Annotated in this window: 15 protein-coding genes and 1 pseudogene; 7 read left to right on the top strand and 9 right to left on the bottom strand. The window is 71.8% G+C overall.

Annotated features, from left to right (window positions below; genetic code table 11):
• Both C1J01_RS37975 and C1J01_RS50435 read right to left on the bottom strand, forming a co-directional pair.
• On the bottom strand, nucleotides 1-1,093 hold a 1,093-nt coding region (locus C1J01_RS37975), incomplete at its 3' end, for a phenylacetate--CoA ligase family protein (protein WP_111183798.1).
• 136 nt (nucleotides 1,094-1,229) lie between these two features.
• Entirely contained in the window at nucleotides 1,230-1,373 is a 144-nt protein-coding gene (locus tag C1J01_RS50435; protein WP_181449197.1) for a hypothetical protein, read from the bottom strand.
• A gap of 272 nt (nucleotides 1,374-1,645) precedes the next feature.
• On the opposite strand from C1J01_RS50435, the gene C1J01_RS37970 reads away from it, so the two are divergent.
• Together C1J01_RS37970 and argG are read left to right on the top strand one after the other, a co-directional pair.
• Entirely contained in the window at nucleotides 1,646-2,005 is a 360-nt protein-coding gene (locus C1J01_RS37970) for an ArsR/SmtB family transcription factor (RefSeq protein ID WP_111183797.1), read from the top strand.
• A gap of 515 nt (nucleotides 2,006-2,520) precedes the next feature.
• Nucleotides 2,521-3,969 carry an argininosuccinate synthase gene (gene argG, locus C1J01_RS37965; RefSeq protein ID WP_111183796.1) on the top strand — a complete coding sequence of 483 codons (1,449 nt, stop codon included), beginning with the start codon at nucleotides 2,521-2,523 and terminating at the stop codon, nucleotides 3,967-3,969.
• Between the two features lie 111 nt (nucleotides 3,970-4,080).
• Here the strand turns inward: argG and C1J01_RS37960 are convergent, their stop codons facing one another.
• Entirely contained in the window at nucleotides 4,081-4,863 is a 783-nt protein-coding gene (locus C1J01_RS37960; protein WP_220040291.1) for an alpha/beta fold hydrolase, read from the bottom strand.
• 73 nt (nucleotides 4,864-4,936) lie between these two features.
• On the opposite strand from C1J01_RS37960, the gene C1J01_RS37955 reads away from it, so the two are divergent.
• On the top strand, nucleotides 4,937-5,383 hold the full coding sequence (locus tag C1J01_RS37955; RefSeq protein WP_111183795.1) for an NUDIX hydrolase: 447 nt from the start codon (nucleotides 4,937-4,939) through the stop codon (nucleotides 5,381-5,383).
• On the opposite strand, the gene C1J01_RS37950 is transcribed toward C1J01_RS37955, so the two are convergent.
• Entirely contained in the window at nucleotides 5,341-5,943 is a 603-nt protein-coding gene (locus C1J01_RS37950) for a CGNR zinc finger domain-containing protein (protein WP_111183794.1), read from the bottom strand. The genes C1J01_RS37955 and C1J01_RS37950 overlap by 43 nt on opposite strands.
• An 80-nt stretch (nucleotides 5,944-6,023) precedes the next feature.
• Here C1J01_RS37950 and C1J01_RS37945 point away from each other — a divergent pair, with 80 nt between their 5' ends.
• On the top strand, nucleotides 6,024-6,494 hold the full coding sequence (locus C1J01_RS37945; protein WP_181449196.1) for a mycothiol transferase: 471 nt from the start codon (nucleotides 6,024-6,026) through the stop codon (nucleotides 6,492-6,494).
• A complete protein-coding gene (locus tag C1J01_RS37940; RefSeq protein WP_111183793.1) occupies nucleotides 6,491-7,663 on the top strand; it encodes a MalY/PatB family protein in 1,173 nt (390 codons plus the stop codon). Before C1J01_RS37945 ends, C1J01_RS37940 begins: the two co-directional genes overlap by 4 nt.
• On the opposite strand, the gene C1J01_RS37935 is transcribed toward C1J01_RS37940, so the two are convergent.
• The 3 genes from C1J01_RS37935 to C1J01_RS37925 form a co-directional block, all read right to left on the bottom strand.
• Nucleotides 7,664-8,863: a cytochrome P450 gene (locus C1J01_RS37935; protein ID WP_111183792.1), complete on the bottom strand. Its 1,200-nt coding sequence runs from the start codon at nucleotides 8,861-8,863 to the stop codon at nucleotides 7,664-7,666.
• 9 nt (nucleotides 8,864-8,872) lie between these two features.
• Complete coding sequence (locus C1J01_RS37930) at nucleotides 8,873-9,529, bottom strand: TetR/AcrR family transcriptional regulator (RefSeq protein ID WP_220040289.1); 657 nt, start codon at nucleotides 9,527-9,529, stop codon at nucleotides 8,873-8,875.
• A gap of 69 nt (nucleotides 9,530-9,598) precedes the next feature.
• Complete coding sequence (locus C1J01_RS37925) at nucleotides 9,599-10,255, bottom strand: class I SAM-dependent methyltransferase (RefSeq protein WP_111183790.1); 657 nt, start codon at nucleotides 10,253-10,255, stop codon at nucleotides 9,599-9,601.
• A 158-nt stretch (nucleotides 10,256-10,413) separates the two neighbouring features.
• On the opposite strand from C1J01_RS37925, the gene C1J01_RS37920 reads away from it, so the two are divergent.
• The gene (locus tag C1J01_RS37920; protein ID WP_111183789.1) at nucleotides 10,414-11,382 is read left to right on the top strand and encodes a S41 family peptidase; all 969 of its coding nucleotides are present in this window, start codon (nucleotides 10,414-10,416) and stop codon (nucleotides 11,380-11,382) included.
• Here C1J01_RS37920 and C1J01_RS37915 read toward each other — a convergent pair.
• Together C1J01_RS37915 and lepB are read right to left on the bottom strand one after the other, a co-directional pair.
• The gene (locus tag C1J01_RS37915) at nucleotides 11,372-12,715 is read right to left on the bottom strand and encodes a TrkH family potassium uptake protein (protein ID WP_111183788.1); all 1,344 of its coding nucleotides are present in this window, start codon (nucleotides 12,713-12,715) and stop codon (nucleotides 11,372-11,374) included. The genes C1J01_RS37920 and C1J01_RS37915 overlap by 11 nt on opposite strands.
• Nucleotides 12,716-12,820: 105 nt before the next feature.
• Nucleotides 12,821-13,327, bottom strand: a complete 507-nt coding sequence (gene lepB, locus C1J01_RS37910) for a signal peptidase I (protein WP_181449195.1) — start codon at nucleotides 13,325-13,327, stop codon at nucleotides 12,821-12,823.
• 158 nt (nucleotides 13,328-13,485) lie between these two features.
• On the opposite strand from lepB, the pseudogene C1J01_RS37905 reads away from it, so the two are divergent.
• A pseudogene (locus tag C1J01_RS37905) lies at nucleotides 13,486-13,874 on the top strand (hypothetical protein); the annotation flags it as partial.

Raw genomic sequence — 13,874 nt, 5'->3', positions numbered from 1 at the left:
GTGCTCGTTCGCCCGCGGGGCCGGGGCGGGGTAAGGTGAGCAGGTCGGCGGCGCGGCCCTGGACGCGGACCGCCGGGCCGGGGTGGCCGCACGGGCACGGATCGGGCCGGAGCAGGACGCTGTCGCCGAGGTCGTAGCGCAGGATCGGCTGCACGTGGTTGGCCAGGTTGGTCAGCAGCACGGTGTGCGAGGGCTCGCCCGGCGCCACCGGCCGGTACTGCTCGTCGACGGGTTCGAGGACGGCCCAGTCGGCGTTGAGGTGCATCCAGCTCTGCGAGCAGCCGTAGGACAGGAACGGGCACTCGTTGCAGGCGTAACTGGTGCGCACCTTCGCCCCCAGCGCGGCCGCGATGCGCGCGTACTCGCCGACGGGCAGGCCTTCGGCGGTGAGCATCACCAGGGCGGGGTTGATGTGCAGCCGTCCGCCCTCGGCCTCGCCTGCCAGCAGCGCGCCGATGCCGGCATAGGGGGCGAGCACCGCCGGGCGGAAGGCGTTGAGCTCGGCCACCAGGTCCTGCAGCGGCTGGTGCACGCTGAAGGCGGCGACGCGGGAGCGGCCGCGCAGCCGGGCGGCGGCCACGGTGGAGGCGAAATGCCCGCCCTCGGGGACCACCAGCGCCATCCGGGCGCCGCCGCGCGCGATGCGGGCCACGTCCCGCAGGCTCAGCCAGCCGGCCAGCATCCGCGCCATCATCGCGGAGGTCACCGCGGCCGCGCGGGCGTCTTGCAGGAAGATGCCGTGCGTGCCGGTGGTGCCGGAGGTGGTGGACAGCGTGTAGCGGCCGGCGAACGGCCGGCCGATGCGCGCCGGGTCGTCGGCGAAGGCCCGTGCCTGGGCCAGGGTGACGGCCGCATCGGTGACCCAGTCGTCGAAGGCGGCCATCAACTCGCGCTTGCCGGTGGGCGGCAGCAGGGCCAGATCGGCCGCTCCGGCCGGCAGGTCCCGGTACAGGTGCTCGTAGTAGGGGGAGCGGGTGCGCGCCCAGGCCACGAGTTCGGTCAGGCGGGCCCGCTGCCGGGCGGCCATCGCCTGCTCGCCGCCCGCCTTGGCGGAGCGGGCGTCGGCCAGCAGCCGCAAGGTCGAGGTCTTCATGGTGTTGTGGTGTCCCTTCTGGCGACGCCGCGGCGCCGCCGGGTGGTGGTGATGGGCAGGGCGTGGCGCGGCAGGGCCAGGTCGGCCAGTAGGCGCGGGGCCCAGTACCGGGGCCGCGGGTTGAGCGGCGCTGCGCTCAGTGCCCGGGCGGCGGAACGGCGCGGCGAGGCTGGGCATCTGGTGCCGGCGGCGGATGGACGCCCGCCACGCGGGCGCTGAGCGCGGGCAGGGTGAGCAGCGCGCAGATCAGCAGCGGGCGTAGCGGCTTGGTGGGAACCACGTGGAGAAGTCCTTCCCGGGCGGTGGACGACCCGGCCGGGCACTCACGGGGAGGACTCGGCCAGGCATGACTGCGTGGCCGAAGGTCTCGTCCACCGGCCGGTGACCGGTCCCCGCCGCCGGAGAACGCGAGGTTCTCAGCGTGTCGACGTGCGGGCGTTGCGGACTACTCCCCTTCGGAGTGCCCTCAATCTTCCACACGTTTCGTAAATCGCGCAAGTGTCGAAACATCGGGTGAGTGGCAGGCCGCCGGCGCGAGACAATGGAGGAACGATGTCGACCTCCCCCGCTCCGGATTCACCCGGCGCCGAGCACCCACCGCCGACCCCGGCGCAGCTGAGGGCGGCGGCCGAGACGTTCGCCCTGCTCGCCAGCCCGGTACGGCTGCACCTGATGTGGCTGATCACCCACGGTTCCTACGACGTCAGCACGCTGGCCACGCACGCGGGCATCAGCATCGCCACGGTCTCCCAGCACCTGGCCAAGCTCCGCCTGGCCGGCCTGATCGCCGCGCGCCGGGACGGCCGCCGGACCCTGTACGCGGTGGAAGACCCCCATGTGATCACGCTGATCGGCCAGATCTTCGATCACATCGCCCCCGACGGAAGCCTGGCACCCGATCCTCCCCGGTAGATCGGCCCTCGCAGACATGCGAAACGCTCCAATGAACGGTCCCGTGGACGCCGACCCTCGCCGTCGATCTTGCTCACCGTAGGCGAACTTCTGCGATGCTCGCCGCGCGAGTGGTGTTGAGATGTGTCGTTATCAGTTAACGATCGGTCGCGCGAGCCGAGACGGCGCCACCGGGCCTTCTCAAGACAGACGGCCTAGGCGTAGGCATCCTGCTCATCGGTCGGCAGGCGGATTCTGCGGCAGTTTTCCCGCGGCGATGAAGTGCACGGCGACGCGGTAGAAGCCGGCGATCGACTCGCCCGACTCCACACCGTCGCGCAGTTGCTTGCGCCCTTCACGAACGGGAACGCGGTGCTGCCGCCGGGAAGGAGCACGCCCCACCCGTCGTCGGTGTTACGCCACCCTCCGCCCGTGGCGGCGACCAGGCACGCGTGGTCGCACAAACCCCCGCAAGACCAACGATCTACTCGGGCCACGTTGCATGATCATGCATTCGTGTGTATATACTTCTACTCGTGTCCAAGGTGCTGAATTCCCTTCCTGTCGGTGAACGTGTCGGCATCGCCTTCTCCGGCGGCCTCGACACGTCGGTTGCGGTCGCGTGGATGCGTGAGAAGGGTGCAGTGCCCTGCACCTACACCGCCAACATCGGCCAGTACGACGAGCCCGACATCGAGTCCGTGCCCGGCCGCGCCACCGCGTACGGCGCGGAGGTGGCCCGCCTGGTCGACTGCCGGGCGGCGCTCGTGGAGGAGGGGCTCGCGGCCCTGGCCTGCGGGGCGTTCCACATCCGCTCCGGCGGCCGTGCCTACTTCAACACCACGCCGCTCGGCCGCGCCGTCACGGGCACCCTGCTCGTGCGCGCCATGCTGGAGGACGGCGTGCAGATCTGGGGCGACGGCTCCACCTTCAAGGGCAACGACATCGAGCGGTTCTACCGCTACGGCCTGCTCGCCAACCCGTCCCTGCGCGTCTACAAGCCGTGGCTCGACGCCGACTTCGTCAGCGAGCTGGGCGGGCGCAAGGAGATGTCGGAGTGGCTGCTCGCCCACGGCCTGCCCTACCGCGACAGCACGGAGAAGGCCTACTCGACCGACGCCAACATCTGGGGCGCCACCCACGAGGCCAAGGCGCTCGAGCACCTCGACGCCGGCATCGAGACCGTCGACCCGATCATGGGCGTGAAGTTCTGGGACCCGGCGATCGAGATCCCGGCCGAGGACGTCACGATCGGCTTCGAGCAGGGCCGCCCGGTGACGATCAACGGCAAGGAGTTCCCGACCCCGGTCGACCTGGTGCTGGAGGCCAACGCCATCGGCGGCCGCCACGGCCTCGGCATGTCCGACCAGATCGAGAACCGCGTCATCGAGGCCAAGAGCCGCGGCATCTACGAGGCGCCCGGCATGGCGCTGCTGCACGCCGCCTACGAGCGGCTGGTCAACGCCATCCACAACGAGGACACCCTGTCCGCCTACCACGTCGAGGGCCGTCGCCTGGGCCGGCTGCTCTACGAGGGCCGCTGGCTCGACCCGCAGGCGCTGATGCTGCGCGAGTCGCTGCAGCGCTGGGTCGGCATGGCGGTGACCGGCGAGGTGACCCTGCGGCTGCGCCGCGGCGACGACTACTCCATCCTCGACACCTCGGGGCCGGCGTTCAGCTACCACCCCGACAAACTGTCCATGGAGCGTACGGAGGACTCCGCGTTCGGCCCGGTCGACCGCATCGGCCAGCTGACGATGCGCAACCTCGACATCGCCGACTCCCGGGCCAAGCTGGAGCAGTACGCCGCGCTCGGCATGGTCGGCAGCCCGCACCCGTCGCTGCTCGGCACTCCGCAGACGACCGCGGCCGAGCTGATCGGCGACATGCCGGAGGGCGGCGCCGAGGCCATCGCCTCCCGCGGCGAGGCCCCCGACGAGGAGGCCCTGCTCGACCAGGCCGCCATGGAGGCCGGCACCGACTGACCGGCACCGGCTGACCGGCACTGGCTGACCGGCGCCGATCGACCCACCGACAGGCGCCCATCGACCGCCATGAGACGCCGCCCGGGCTCGCACCGGGCGGCGTCGCCGCGTTCAGTCCAGGAAGTCGGCCACCATCGACGCGAGCCATTCCGCCCGGTGCACGAGCGTCACGTGCGTGGTGCCGGGCAGCACGGCCAGCCGCGAGGCGGGCAGGCCCGCCTGGTCGCCGACCACGCCGCCGCCGAGCAGGCGGAAGAGCTCGACGGCGTGCTCCGGCCTGACGATGTCGGAGTCGCCGATGACGACCAGCGCGGGCGCGGCCAGCGAGCGCACGTCGTCGGCCGTGAAGTCCCGCACGTCGCGTGAGAAGGCGCTCACCTTCTCCACCAGCTCGGCGAAGTCACCCGGCCGGGGCGCGAGCCGCAGGTACTCCTCGTGGAAGGGCGAGCCGGCGAGATGCTCGGGCCGCAGGTTCTCGAACCCGTCCGACAGGCCGGGGTGGAGCCCGTGGGCGGCGTACGAGAAGGCGGCGAGAACGAGCTTGCGAACCCGCTCCGGCCGCTTGAGCGCGAGGTGGAAGGCGACGTCGGCGCCGAGGCTGTAGCCGAACACGTCGGCCTTCGGGATGCCGAGGTGCTCCAGCACGCCCGCGACGTCGTCGGCGAGCAGCTCGGACGACAGCGGGCGGTGGATGTCGGCCGTGCGCCCGTGTCCCTGGAACTCCAGCGCGACGACCTGCCGGCTCTCGGCCAGGTGCGGCAGCAGCGCGCCGAACGAGGTGCCGATCGCCGAGAAGGCGCCGTGCAGCAGGACCAGCGGTTCGCCGCTCCCGTGCACCTCGTAGTACATCCGCATGCCGTTGACGGGGGCGTAGCCGCTCGTGTGCTCTGTCATGCGTTCATGGTGGGCGGCCGGGCTTACGATCTGCTTCAGGACAGCTTCACGTTCGCTGACACGGGGAGGCCGCATGGCGCAGGACAGGCCCGCGGCGCGGGTGCTCTGCCTCGACGGCGACGGCCGCGTGCTGCTGATGCGCTGGAAGGACACCGTCAGCGGGCAGGTGTTGTGGGAGCCGCCGGGCGGCGGCATCGATCCCGGCGAGACGCCGCTGGAGGCGGCCCGCCGCGAGCTGGCCGAGGAGACCGGGCTGCCCGGCGCGGCGGTGATCGACCGCTGGGTGCCGGTCGAGCGTGACTTCACCTGGCTAGGCGTCCGCTATGTCAAGGTGGAGCCGTTCTACCTGGCCCGGTTCTCGGGCCGCCCCGAGGTCACGCCGAGCGCGCTGACCGCCGAGGAGTCGGGCACCTACCAGGGCTTCGGCTGGTTCTCCCCCGCCGAGCTGGCGACGCTGCCCGACCATGTGGAGCCGCCTCACCTCTCCGACGTGCTGGAGCGGCTCACCGGCGGGTCCTGACCGCGCGCCGCCCCGAGGGGGGCGGTGCCCGACCGGCGGGAGCGGTAGTTGGCCACTTTGACCCGGTTGCCGCATTCCTCCATGCCGCACCACTGACGGTTGCCGCCCCGGGAGCGGTCGACGAAGATGCGCGTGCACTCCTCCCGCGCGCACTCCCGTACGCGCAGCCCGCCGATCTCGCCGAGCAGCTCGGCGGCGGAGCGCGCCACGGCGGAGGCGAGCGCGCCCGCGTCGCCCGAACGGACGACCCCCGCCGGGGTCAGGCGCAGCCGCGGCGGCGCCCCTTCCGCTTCGGCGTTGACCAGGCGCAGGTCGTCGTCCGGCCAGGGGCGGCCGTGCATGGCGGAGGTCACGAGCCGGTAGACGGCCTCGCGCAGCGCGCGCAGCCGCCGCAGATCAGCGGCGCCCACGGACGGCCGCTCCGTCGTCACCCCGGCCTCGACGGCCCATCGCCCCAGGTCGGCGGGTGCGGCGAGAAGCTCTTCCGGCTCGCCGCGCCGCCATTTGAGCGTGCCCGCGAAGTCGAGGGCGAGGTTTCCGCTGACGAAGAGGAAGCTCACGACACCATCTTGACGGGTTACCGGAGTCTGCCACAAGCTTGATGACACCTACTGAGCCGGTTACATGCCGAGGAGCCCATGTGATCACCGACGACGACTACCTCTACTTCACCGGCCGCGCCCTCGACGGGATGGCCGGCATCGTGGCGGACCTCGGCGACGACCTGGCCAACGTCCGGCCGCAGCCCGGCGCCAACTCGCCGTACGCGCTGCTCACGCACTGCCTGGGCGTGATGTCGTACTGGGCGGGGGCGCTCGTGGCGGCACGTGCGATCGAGCGCGACCGCGACGCCGAGTTCACCAGCTCCGGCCCCGTCGGCCCCCTGCTGGAGCGGGTGGCGGCGGCACGCGCCCGGCTCGCCGAGGACGTGCGCGCGGCCGTCCCCGCCGGGCCGCTGCGGGGCACGCCGCCCGCGTCGTTCGCCGGCCCCGCCCGGGAGCTGACCCAGGGGGCGGCGCTGCTGCACGTCTACGAGGAGCTCGCCCAGCACCACGGCCAGATGGAGATCCTGCGCGACGCCATCCTCGCCGGGAAGGACGCGGCCAGGTGAACGCCTTCGAGAGCGTCGACGTCGCACGCCTGCGCTCGGGGCACGGCGTCAAGTGGGGCTCCCTGCCGCCGGACACCATCGGGGCCTGGGTCGCCGACATGGACTTCGGCGTGCCGCCCGCCGTGCAGGAGGCCCTCATCGACGTCACCCGGCGCGCGGACTTCGGCTACCCGTACTGGCCGGGCGAGGACCCGGTGGTCGCGGCGTTCGAGGAGCGCATGGCCGCGCGCCACGGGTGGCGTCCCGCGCCGGGGCGCACGCGGGTGTTCACCGACCTGCTGCAGATCCTGCAGGTCATGATCGAGTACGCCACGGCGCCGGGAGACGGCGTGGCGATCCACGTGCCCGCCTATCCGCCGTTCCTGGCCAGCATCGCCCGCGCGGGGCGGCGGATCGTGCCGCTGCCGATGACGTGGGAGGCGGACGGGTGGCGTCCGCCGTCGGAGGACCTGGCCGCCCGCCTGCGGGAGCAGGGCTGCCGCATGCTCGTGGTCGTCAACCCGCAGAACCCGACGGGTCGCGTCCTGACCCGCGCCGAACTGTGCGCGCTCGCGGCGGCGGCCGAGGAGCTCGACCTGGTGGTGCTGTCCGACGAGATCCACGCCGACCTGGTGTACGCGCCGCACCGGCACGTGCCGTTCGCCTCGCTCGGCGAGGCCGCCGCGGCGCGCACGGTCACGACGACCTCGGCGACGAAGGCGTTCAACATCGCGGGGCTGCGCTGCGCCGTCGCCCACGTGGGCCACGACCGGCTGCGCGCCTCGCTGGAGAGGGCCCCGCTCGACTTCTTCGGCACGCCGAGCGTGCTCAGCCGGGTCGCCACGGTGGCCGCCTGGCGGGAGTCCGACGACTGGCTGGCCGGTCTGCTGCGCACGCTGGAGCACAACCGCGACCTGGTCGCGAAGTGGGCGGCGGGCCTGCCGTGGGACGCCCGCCATCACGCGCCGCAGGGCACGTATCTGAGCTGGCTGGACTTCTCCGGCGGGCCCTTCGCCGACGAGCCCGCCACCCGCCTGGAACGCCTGGCGAGGGTCAAGCTCAGCGAAGGCGCGGAGTTCACGCAGCACACCGCGATCGGCTCCGCGTCCTTCGCCCGGCTCAACTTCGCGACCAGCGCCGCCACCCTCACCGAGATCCTCGGCCGCCTGTCCGCGGCCACCCGTGCTTGATCAGAGCAGCGGGAGCCGGCGCACGCCCGTCATGGTCGGGGTGGGGATGAACTTCACGGGGTCGTCCGGATCGGTACGCAGCTCCGCGCGCCGGTCGAGCAGGATGTCGAGGGCCACCCGCCCCTCCAGCCGGGCCAGCGGAGCGCCCAGGCAGAAGTGGATGCCGCGGCCGAAGGCCAGGTGGGGGTTGGGGTCGCGGCCCGGGTCGAAGACGGCCGGGGCGGCGAACTGCCGCGGATCGCGGTTGGCCCACGCGAGCCAGACCATGACCATCTGGTCGGCCGGGATCGTCACGCCGCCGAGCTCGACCTCGCGCATGGTGGACCGGCCCACGGCGGCGAACGGGGTGAAGTAGCGCAGCGACTCCTCGATCACATCCGGGATCGCGGACCGGTCGGCCCGGACCCGTGCCTGCTGCTCGGGGAAGGCGTCGAGGCAGAGCACCGTGTTGCCGAGCAGCATCGTCGTGGTGATGTGGCCGGCCAGCAGCAGGATGATCCCGAAGTTGACCACCTGCTCGTCGGGCAGGCGCTCGCCGTCCACGTCGGCCTGCACCAGCCGGGTGAGCAGGTCGGCGCGGGGTGCGCGGCGGCGCTCGGTGACGTGGGCCTGGAGGTAGTCGTACATCTCCCGCCACGGCTTCATCGCGGCCTGCACCTCGGCCTCGGCGGCGGCGTCCCGCTCGTTGAGCGAGACCTTGGCCTCGCGCTGGAAGAGCGCGTCGGCCCACCGCTTGAACAGCGCGCGGTCACCGGCCGGGACGCCGAGCAGTTCGGCGATGACGATGACCGGCAGCGGGTAGGCCAGGTCGGTCACCAGCTCGAAGCGGTCGCGCTCCCGGGCGGCGTCGAGGAGCTCGCCGGTGATCTCGGCGATCCGCGGCTCCAGGTCGGCGACGACCTTGCGGGTGAAGGCGCTGCTGACGAGCTTGCGCAGCTTGCCGTGCTCGGGCGGGTCGATCTGGGTGAGGAAGCCCTCCAGGGAGAAGTCCTCGAAGGAGGCCAGCATCTCCTTGGGGATGATGCGCATGGTGTCGGAGGAGAAGGTCGCGGGGTCACCGAGCACCTCCTGCGTCTCGTGGAAGCCGTACACGTTCCACATGCCGGCGCCGGCGTCGAACTCGACGGGGTCGCCCGTGCGCGGCCCGTGCAGCCAGGTGTGCTGCTTGGGGATGTCGTACCGCTGGACGATGTCGGCCATCGCCCCTCCTTAGTCGTAGATCCACTTGCGGTAGGGCAGGATCAGTTCCTGGAAGATCGAGATGTACTCCTCCGCCGCGGCGGCGAGCACCTCGTCGGGTGGTTCGGCGGCCGGCTCGAAGGCCTGCCGCACGGTGAAGGCGAGCGCCTCGGCCCTGGCCTCGACGTCGAGCTCGGTCTCGCCGCTCTCGAGGCCGTCGAAGACGTAGAAGCCGGTCTGCGCGGCGGTCATCGTGTACGAACGGTGGGGGACGTCGGTCCGCAGCAGCCCGAACCGGTCGGACACCTCGTGGACGCGCTCGGCGGCCAGCAGGTCGTGGCTGCGCAGCCGGTGCTCGGCCAGCCTGCCGAGCAGGTCGAGGTCGGTGGTGAACATCGCCTTGAGCAGCGGCTTGCGGCTCATGGCGATCAGGGACTCACGGGCGAAACGGTGCGGCCGCACCAGCGACGGGTCGCGGCGCATCATCTCGATGAACTCCTCGACCAGCTCGATGGACTCCCGCAGCAGGAGCGCCTCGAACACCTCGTCCTTGGTGCGCCAGTGCAGATAGATCGTGCCCTTGCCCACGCCCGCCCGGGCCGCGATGTCCTCGACCGTGACCTTGCGGTAGCCGTGCCGGAGGATCAGCTCTTCGGCGGCGTCGAGGATCCGGTCCGCCCGCTCCACCACTCACCTCGCTCTGACTGGTTGACCAAATCTGGTCATCAGTCACGCTACGCCTCGGGGCCGTTCCCATCAAGCAGGGCGGGCGGCGCCGAGCACGTGGCCCACGTGGCGGAACGCGAACCGGTGGAGGCTGCGCACGGCGAACCCGGCACGACCCAGCTCGGCCACCACGTCCCTGGCCGGGCGGCAGCCGCCGCAGACGCGGGCCCACAGCGGCGTCAGCAGGCTCTGGGCCAGCGCCACCGGCGGGATGCCGGAGCGCTGGTGCTCGTAGAAGCGCAGCTCGCCGCCCGGCCGCAGCACGCGGCGCACCTCCGCGAGCGTGGCGCGCGCGTCCGGGGCGCAGCACAGGATGAGCGAGCAGACGACGGCGTCGCAGGAGGCGTCGGGGACGGGCAGCGACGCCAGGTCTCCGTCGAGGACGCGCACCGCCACCGGCACGTCGGCCGCGACCGCCTTGGCCGCCGCGCGCAGGAACGGGTCGGGCTCGACGAGCACGACCTCGTCCACGGCGGGCGGGTAGCAGGCGAGCTTGACGCCGTCGCCCGCGCCGAGCTCCAGCACGCGCCCGGTCAGCCCGGCCATGAGCCGCCTGCGCTGCGGGGTCGGGCACGGCCGCTTCCGCTCGCCCAGGCAGACGGGACGGGGGTGGTGGAACTGCTCCATGCCGAGGCTGCACCGGTTGCCGGTATGGGGCGGCTCGACGAGGTCTGCGCCGATGGTCATGGTCTCCTCCAGAGCGTGTGTTCTCCACTCTCCGCCGGAGCCACCCCGTGGCAGCGTCTTCTCTACGAAATCCTGACGCGCAGGGGCCCGATCGATACGCCTTCTTGAGAGTTCGGCCCCGGCCGGGCACAGGCGCGGAGCCGGGCTAATGTACTCGGATGAAGTGGACCCCCGAGATCGCCACCCTCTGCTCCCAGCTCCAGGAGCACTACGTCTTCCCCGAGGTGGCCGAGCAGGTCGCGGACGTCCTGCGCGAGCGGCTGGCCGCCGGCGCGTACGCCGGGATCGAGACGGACGAGGACTTCGCCGCCGCGGTCACCGCCGACCTGCAGTCCGTCAACGGCGACAAGCACCTGCGGCTGCTCCACAGCGTGGACGAGGTGGTCGAGCACGACGCCTTCGACCTCGAGGCGTACCGGCAGGAGATGGCGCTGTCCGGCTACGGCGTCGCCCGCGTCGAATGCCTGCCGGGCAACGTCGGCTATCTCGACACGAGGTTGTTCCACGCTCCGGAGATGGCGGGCGAGCGGGCGGCGGCGGCCATGACGCTGATAGCCGACACCGACGTGCTGATCTTCGACGTCCGCCGCAACAGGGGCGGCGCGCCGGGCATGGTGAGCCTGATCTGCTCGTACCTGTTCCCCACCGGCTGGCCGCAGACGCATCTCAACTCGATCTTCGACCGGCCGAGCGGCGAGACCATGCAGTTCTGGACGCTGCCGTACGTGCCAGGCCCGCGTTTCGGCCCCGACAAGCCGATCTACGTGCTGACCAGCGCCGAGACGTTCTCCGGCGCGGAGGAGCTGGCCTACGACCTGCAGACGCGCGGCCGGGCCACGGTGGTGGGCGAGCGCACCAGGGGCGGCGCCCATCCGGGCGGACGCCACCGGGTCGGCCCGCACCTGAAGTCGGCGATCCCGACCGGCCGCGCCATCAACCCGGTGACGGGCACCAACTGGGAGGGCGTGGGCGTGGCGCCCGACATCGAGATGCCGGCCGACAAGGCGTTCGACCACGCGTACACGCTGGCGCTGCGGCACGTGCTGGGGCTCGGCGAGGAGGGCTACCGGCGGGTCGTCGCCGGCGAGGCGCGCCGGGCTCTGGCCGAGAAGGAGCTCAGCCGATGATGACCCGTTCCTCCGGGAGCTGGTAGCGGCGGGTCCTGTCCTTCAGCGCGAGGGCCGAGCCCAGGGTCAGCGGCCCGGTCCGGCCGATGAACATGAGCAGCACCAGCAGCAGATGACCGGCCACCCCCGTGTCGGCGGTGATGCCGGTGGACAGGCCGACCGTGCCGAAGGCCGACACCACCTCGAAGAGCACCCGGTCGAGGCTGTGCGGGGTGAGCGCCAGCAGCAGGTACGTCGAGACCGCCACCAGTGCCACGCTGACCAGGGTGAGCGAGATCGCCTGCCGCTGGGCCGCCTCGGGCAGCCGCCGGTGCCCGACGTTCACCTGCGGCTCGCCGCGCATCTCGGCCCAGATGACGAAGGCCAGCAGTCCGAACGTGGTGACCTTGATGCCTCCCGCGGTGCCGGCGCTGCCGCCGCCGATGAACATCAGCAGGTCGGTGGCCAGCCAGCTCGTGGGGTACATCTGGGAGATGTCGAGGCTGTTGAAGCCCGCGGTGCGCGGCATGACGGCGGCGAAGAAGGCGGCCAGGAACTTGCCGGGGTCGTCGAGCGGGCCGAGCGTCGCGGGGTTGTGCCACTCCGTGCCGAGCAGGACGAGGGTGCCGCCGACCAGCAGCACCACCGTGACCACCACGGTGACCCGGGTGAGCACCGACCAGCGGTGGGGGTGACGCCACTGCTTGACCAGCTCGAACACGACCGGGAACCCGAGCCCGCCGACGATGACCGCCGCCGCGATGGTCAGGCAGATCCACGGATCGACGACGAACCTCATGAGGTTGTCCGACCACAAGGCGAACCCGGCGTTGTTGAACGACGAGACCGCGTGGAAGAAGCCGAGGTAGAGGGCGCGGCCGAACGACTCGTCGTACCCGAGCCAGAAGCGCCCGGCGAGCACCATCGCGACGACCGCCTCGCAGGCCAGGCTGAACAGCACGACCTTCCTGACGACCGCCCGGATGTCCGTCATGCTGAGCGTCTTGGTCTCCGCCTGCGCGAACGACTTGGCGCGTAATCCGATCCGGCCGGAGATGATCACCGTGAAGACGGTGGCCAGCGTCATGATGCCGAGCCCGCCCACCTGGATGAGCCCGGCGATCACCACCTCGCCGAAGGTGGACCAGTGGGACTCGGTGTCGACGACGGCCAGCCCGGTGACGCAGGCGGCCGAGGTGGCGGTGAACAGCGCCACCAGCCAGCCCGCCGACTCCCCCGACGTGGTGGCCGCGGGCAGCGCGAGCAGGACCGTGCCGACCGTCACGGCCAGGCCGAAGCCGAGCACCACGACCTGCGAGGGATGCCAGAACAGGAATGCGCGTCCCATGATCATTCCCTCCGGCCGCCGGGACCGGCCCACACCAGACCGGCTCGTCCTAGACCGGGCACACCCTAACAGCGCTCCCGAATCGGACGGATACGGCCCCTGACGCGCCCGCTACGACAGGTCCACCACACCGATGACGTCGGAGACGGCGATCGTTCCGTCACCACCGCCTCCCCGGTGGCTGCGGGAGTCCAGGGCGACGTCACGGTTGTCGCTCATGACCCAGATCCGGCCCTGCGGCACCCGGATCTGGAACCTCAGCCGGGAGGCGGGCGACTCCGCCAGGTACGGCTCCTCCAGCGGCGCCCCGTCCACCAGCAGCCGCCCGCTCGCGTCGCAGCACTCCACCTCGGCCCCCGGCACCCCGATGACCCGCGAGACGTGGGACAGCCCGGAGCGGCCGTCATGCCAGTACGCGGGCGCGTCGAAGACGATGACGTCTCCCCGGCGGGGCGCGTACTCATCGGTCGTCCTGACCATGATCACCGCACTCGCCATGATCGTAGGCTGCATGGACTCGCTCGGCACGGTGAAACGGCGGAAGGGCACCAGGGACGACAGGCCGCAGCCGGCGAGGAGCAGCACCAGAGCCGGGACGGCAAGGGTTCGGCGGATCACCAGGGAAGTATGGGGCGCGAAGATCACAGCGCCGTCTCGGTGCTTCCGCCGCAGGACGTCCGGTTCGTGACGATGTCATGCCGTCCTCGTGATCAGGTCTCTGGCCTGCGGCTTCGCCCGCCGGGAGGCTGGAGGCCGGTCGAGGTGAAGGAGACATCATGGAGATCCTGCGGCAGCGGCGGGAGCACTGGCACGGGCCGCTCACGGCCTGCGCGGCGGCCATGGCGGTGCTGGCCGCCGTCAGCGTGGCCGGCCTCGCGGTCGACGAGCGGACGTTGCTGGGTCAGGCGGTGTGGCTGAAACCGTTCAAGTTCGCGGTGTCGTTCGGCCTGTACGCGATCACGCTGGCCTGGATGATCGGCCGGGCCGGACGGTTCCGGCGCACGTTGTGGTGGCTGGGCACGGTCGTCGTGGGCGGGTTCGTCGTCCCGGAGATCTCGGCCATCGTCTTCCAGGCCGCGCGCGGCGTGCGCAGCCACTACAACTTCTCCACACCGCTGGACGAGACGGTCTTCATGGTCATGGGCGGGGCCGCGTACCTGGGGTG

The organism is Nonomuraea aridisoli (genome assembly GCF_003236395.1).
Taxonomy (GTDB): domain Bacteria; phylum Actinomycetota; class Actinomycetes; order Streptosporangiales; family Streptosporangiaceae; genus Nonomuraea; species Nonomuraea aridisoli.
This window is presented reverse-complemented; position numbering and strand designations above follow the sequence as displayed.

What these genes read in the sequence shown, in the direction of transcription:
- C1J01_RS37970 (WP_111183797.1), top strand. Translation starts at nt 1,646, where the DNA reads ATGTCGACCTCCCCCGCTCCGGATTCACCCGGCGCCGAGCACCCACCG.
- C1J01_RS37935 (WP_111183792.1), bottom strand. Translation starts at nt 8,863, where the DNA reads ATGGCCGACATCGTCCAGCGGTACGACATCCCCAAGCAGCACACCTGG.
- C1J01_RS37955 (WP_111183795.1), top strand. Translation starts at nt 4,937, where the DNA reads ATGGCGCAGGACAGGCCCGCGGCGCGGGTGCTCTGCCTCGACGGCGAC.
- C1J01_RS37915 (WP_111183788.1), bottom strand. Translation starts at nt 12,715, where the DNA reads ATGATCATGGGACGCGCATTCCTGTTCTGGCATCCCTCGCAGGTCGTG.
- C1J01_RS37960 (WP_220040291.1), bottom strand. Translation starts at nt 4,863, where the DNA reads ATGACAGAGCACACGAGCGGCTACGCCCCCGTCAACGGCATGCGGATG.
- C1J01_RS37920 (WP_111183789.1), top strand. Translation starts at nt 10,414, where the DNA reads ATGAAGTGGACCCCCGAGATCGCCACCCTCTGCTCCCAGCTCCAGGAG.
- C1J01_RS37925 (WP_111183790.1), bottom strand. Translation starts at nt 10,255, where the DNA reads ATGACCATCGGCGCAGACCTCGTCGAGCCGCCCCATACCGGCAACCGG.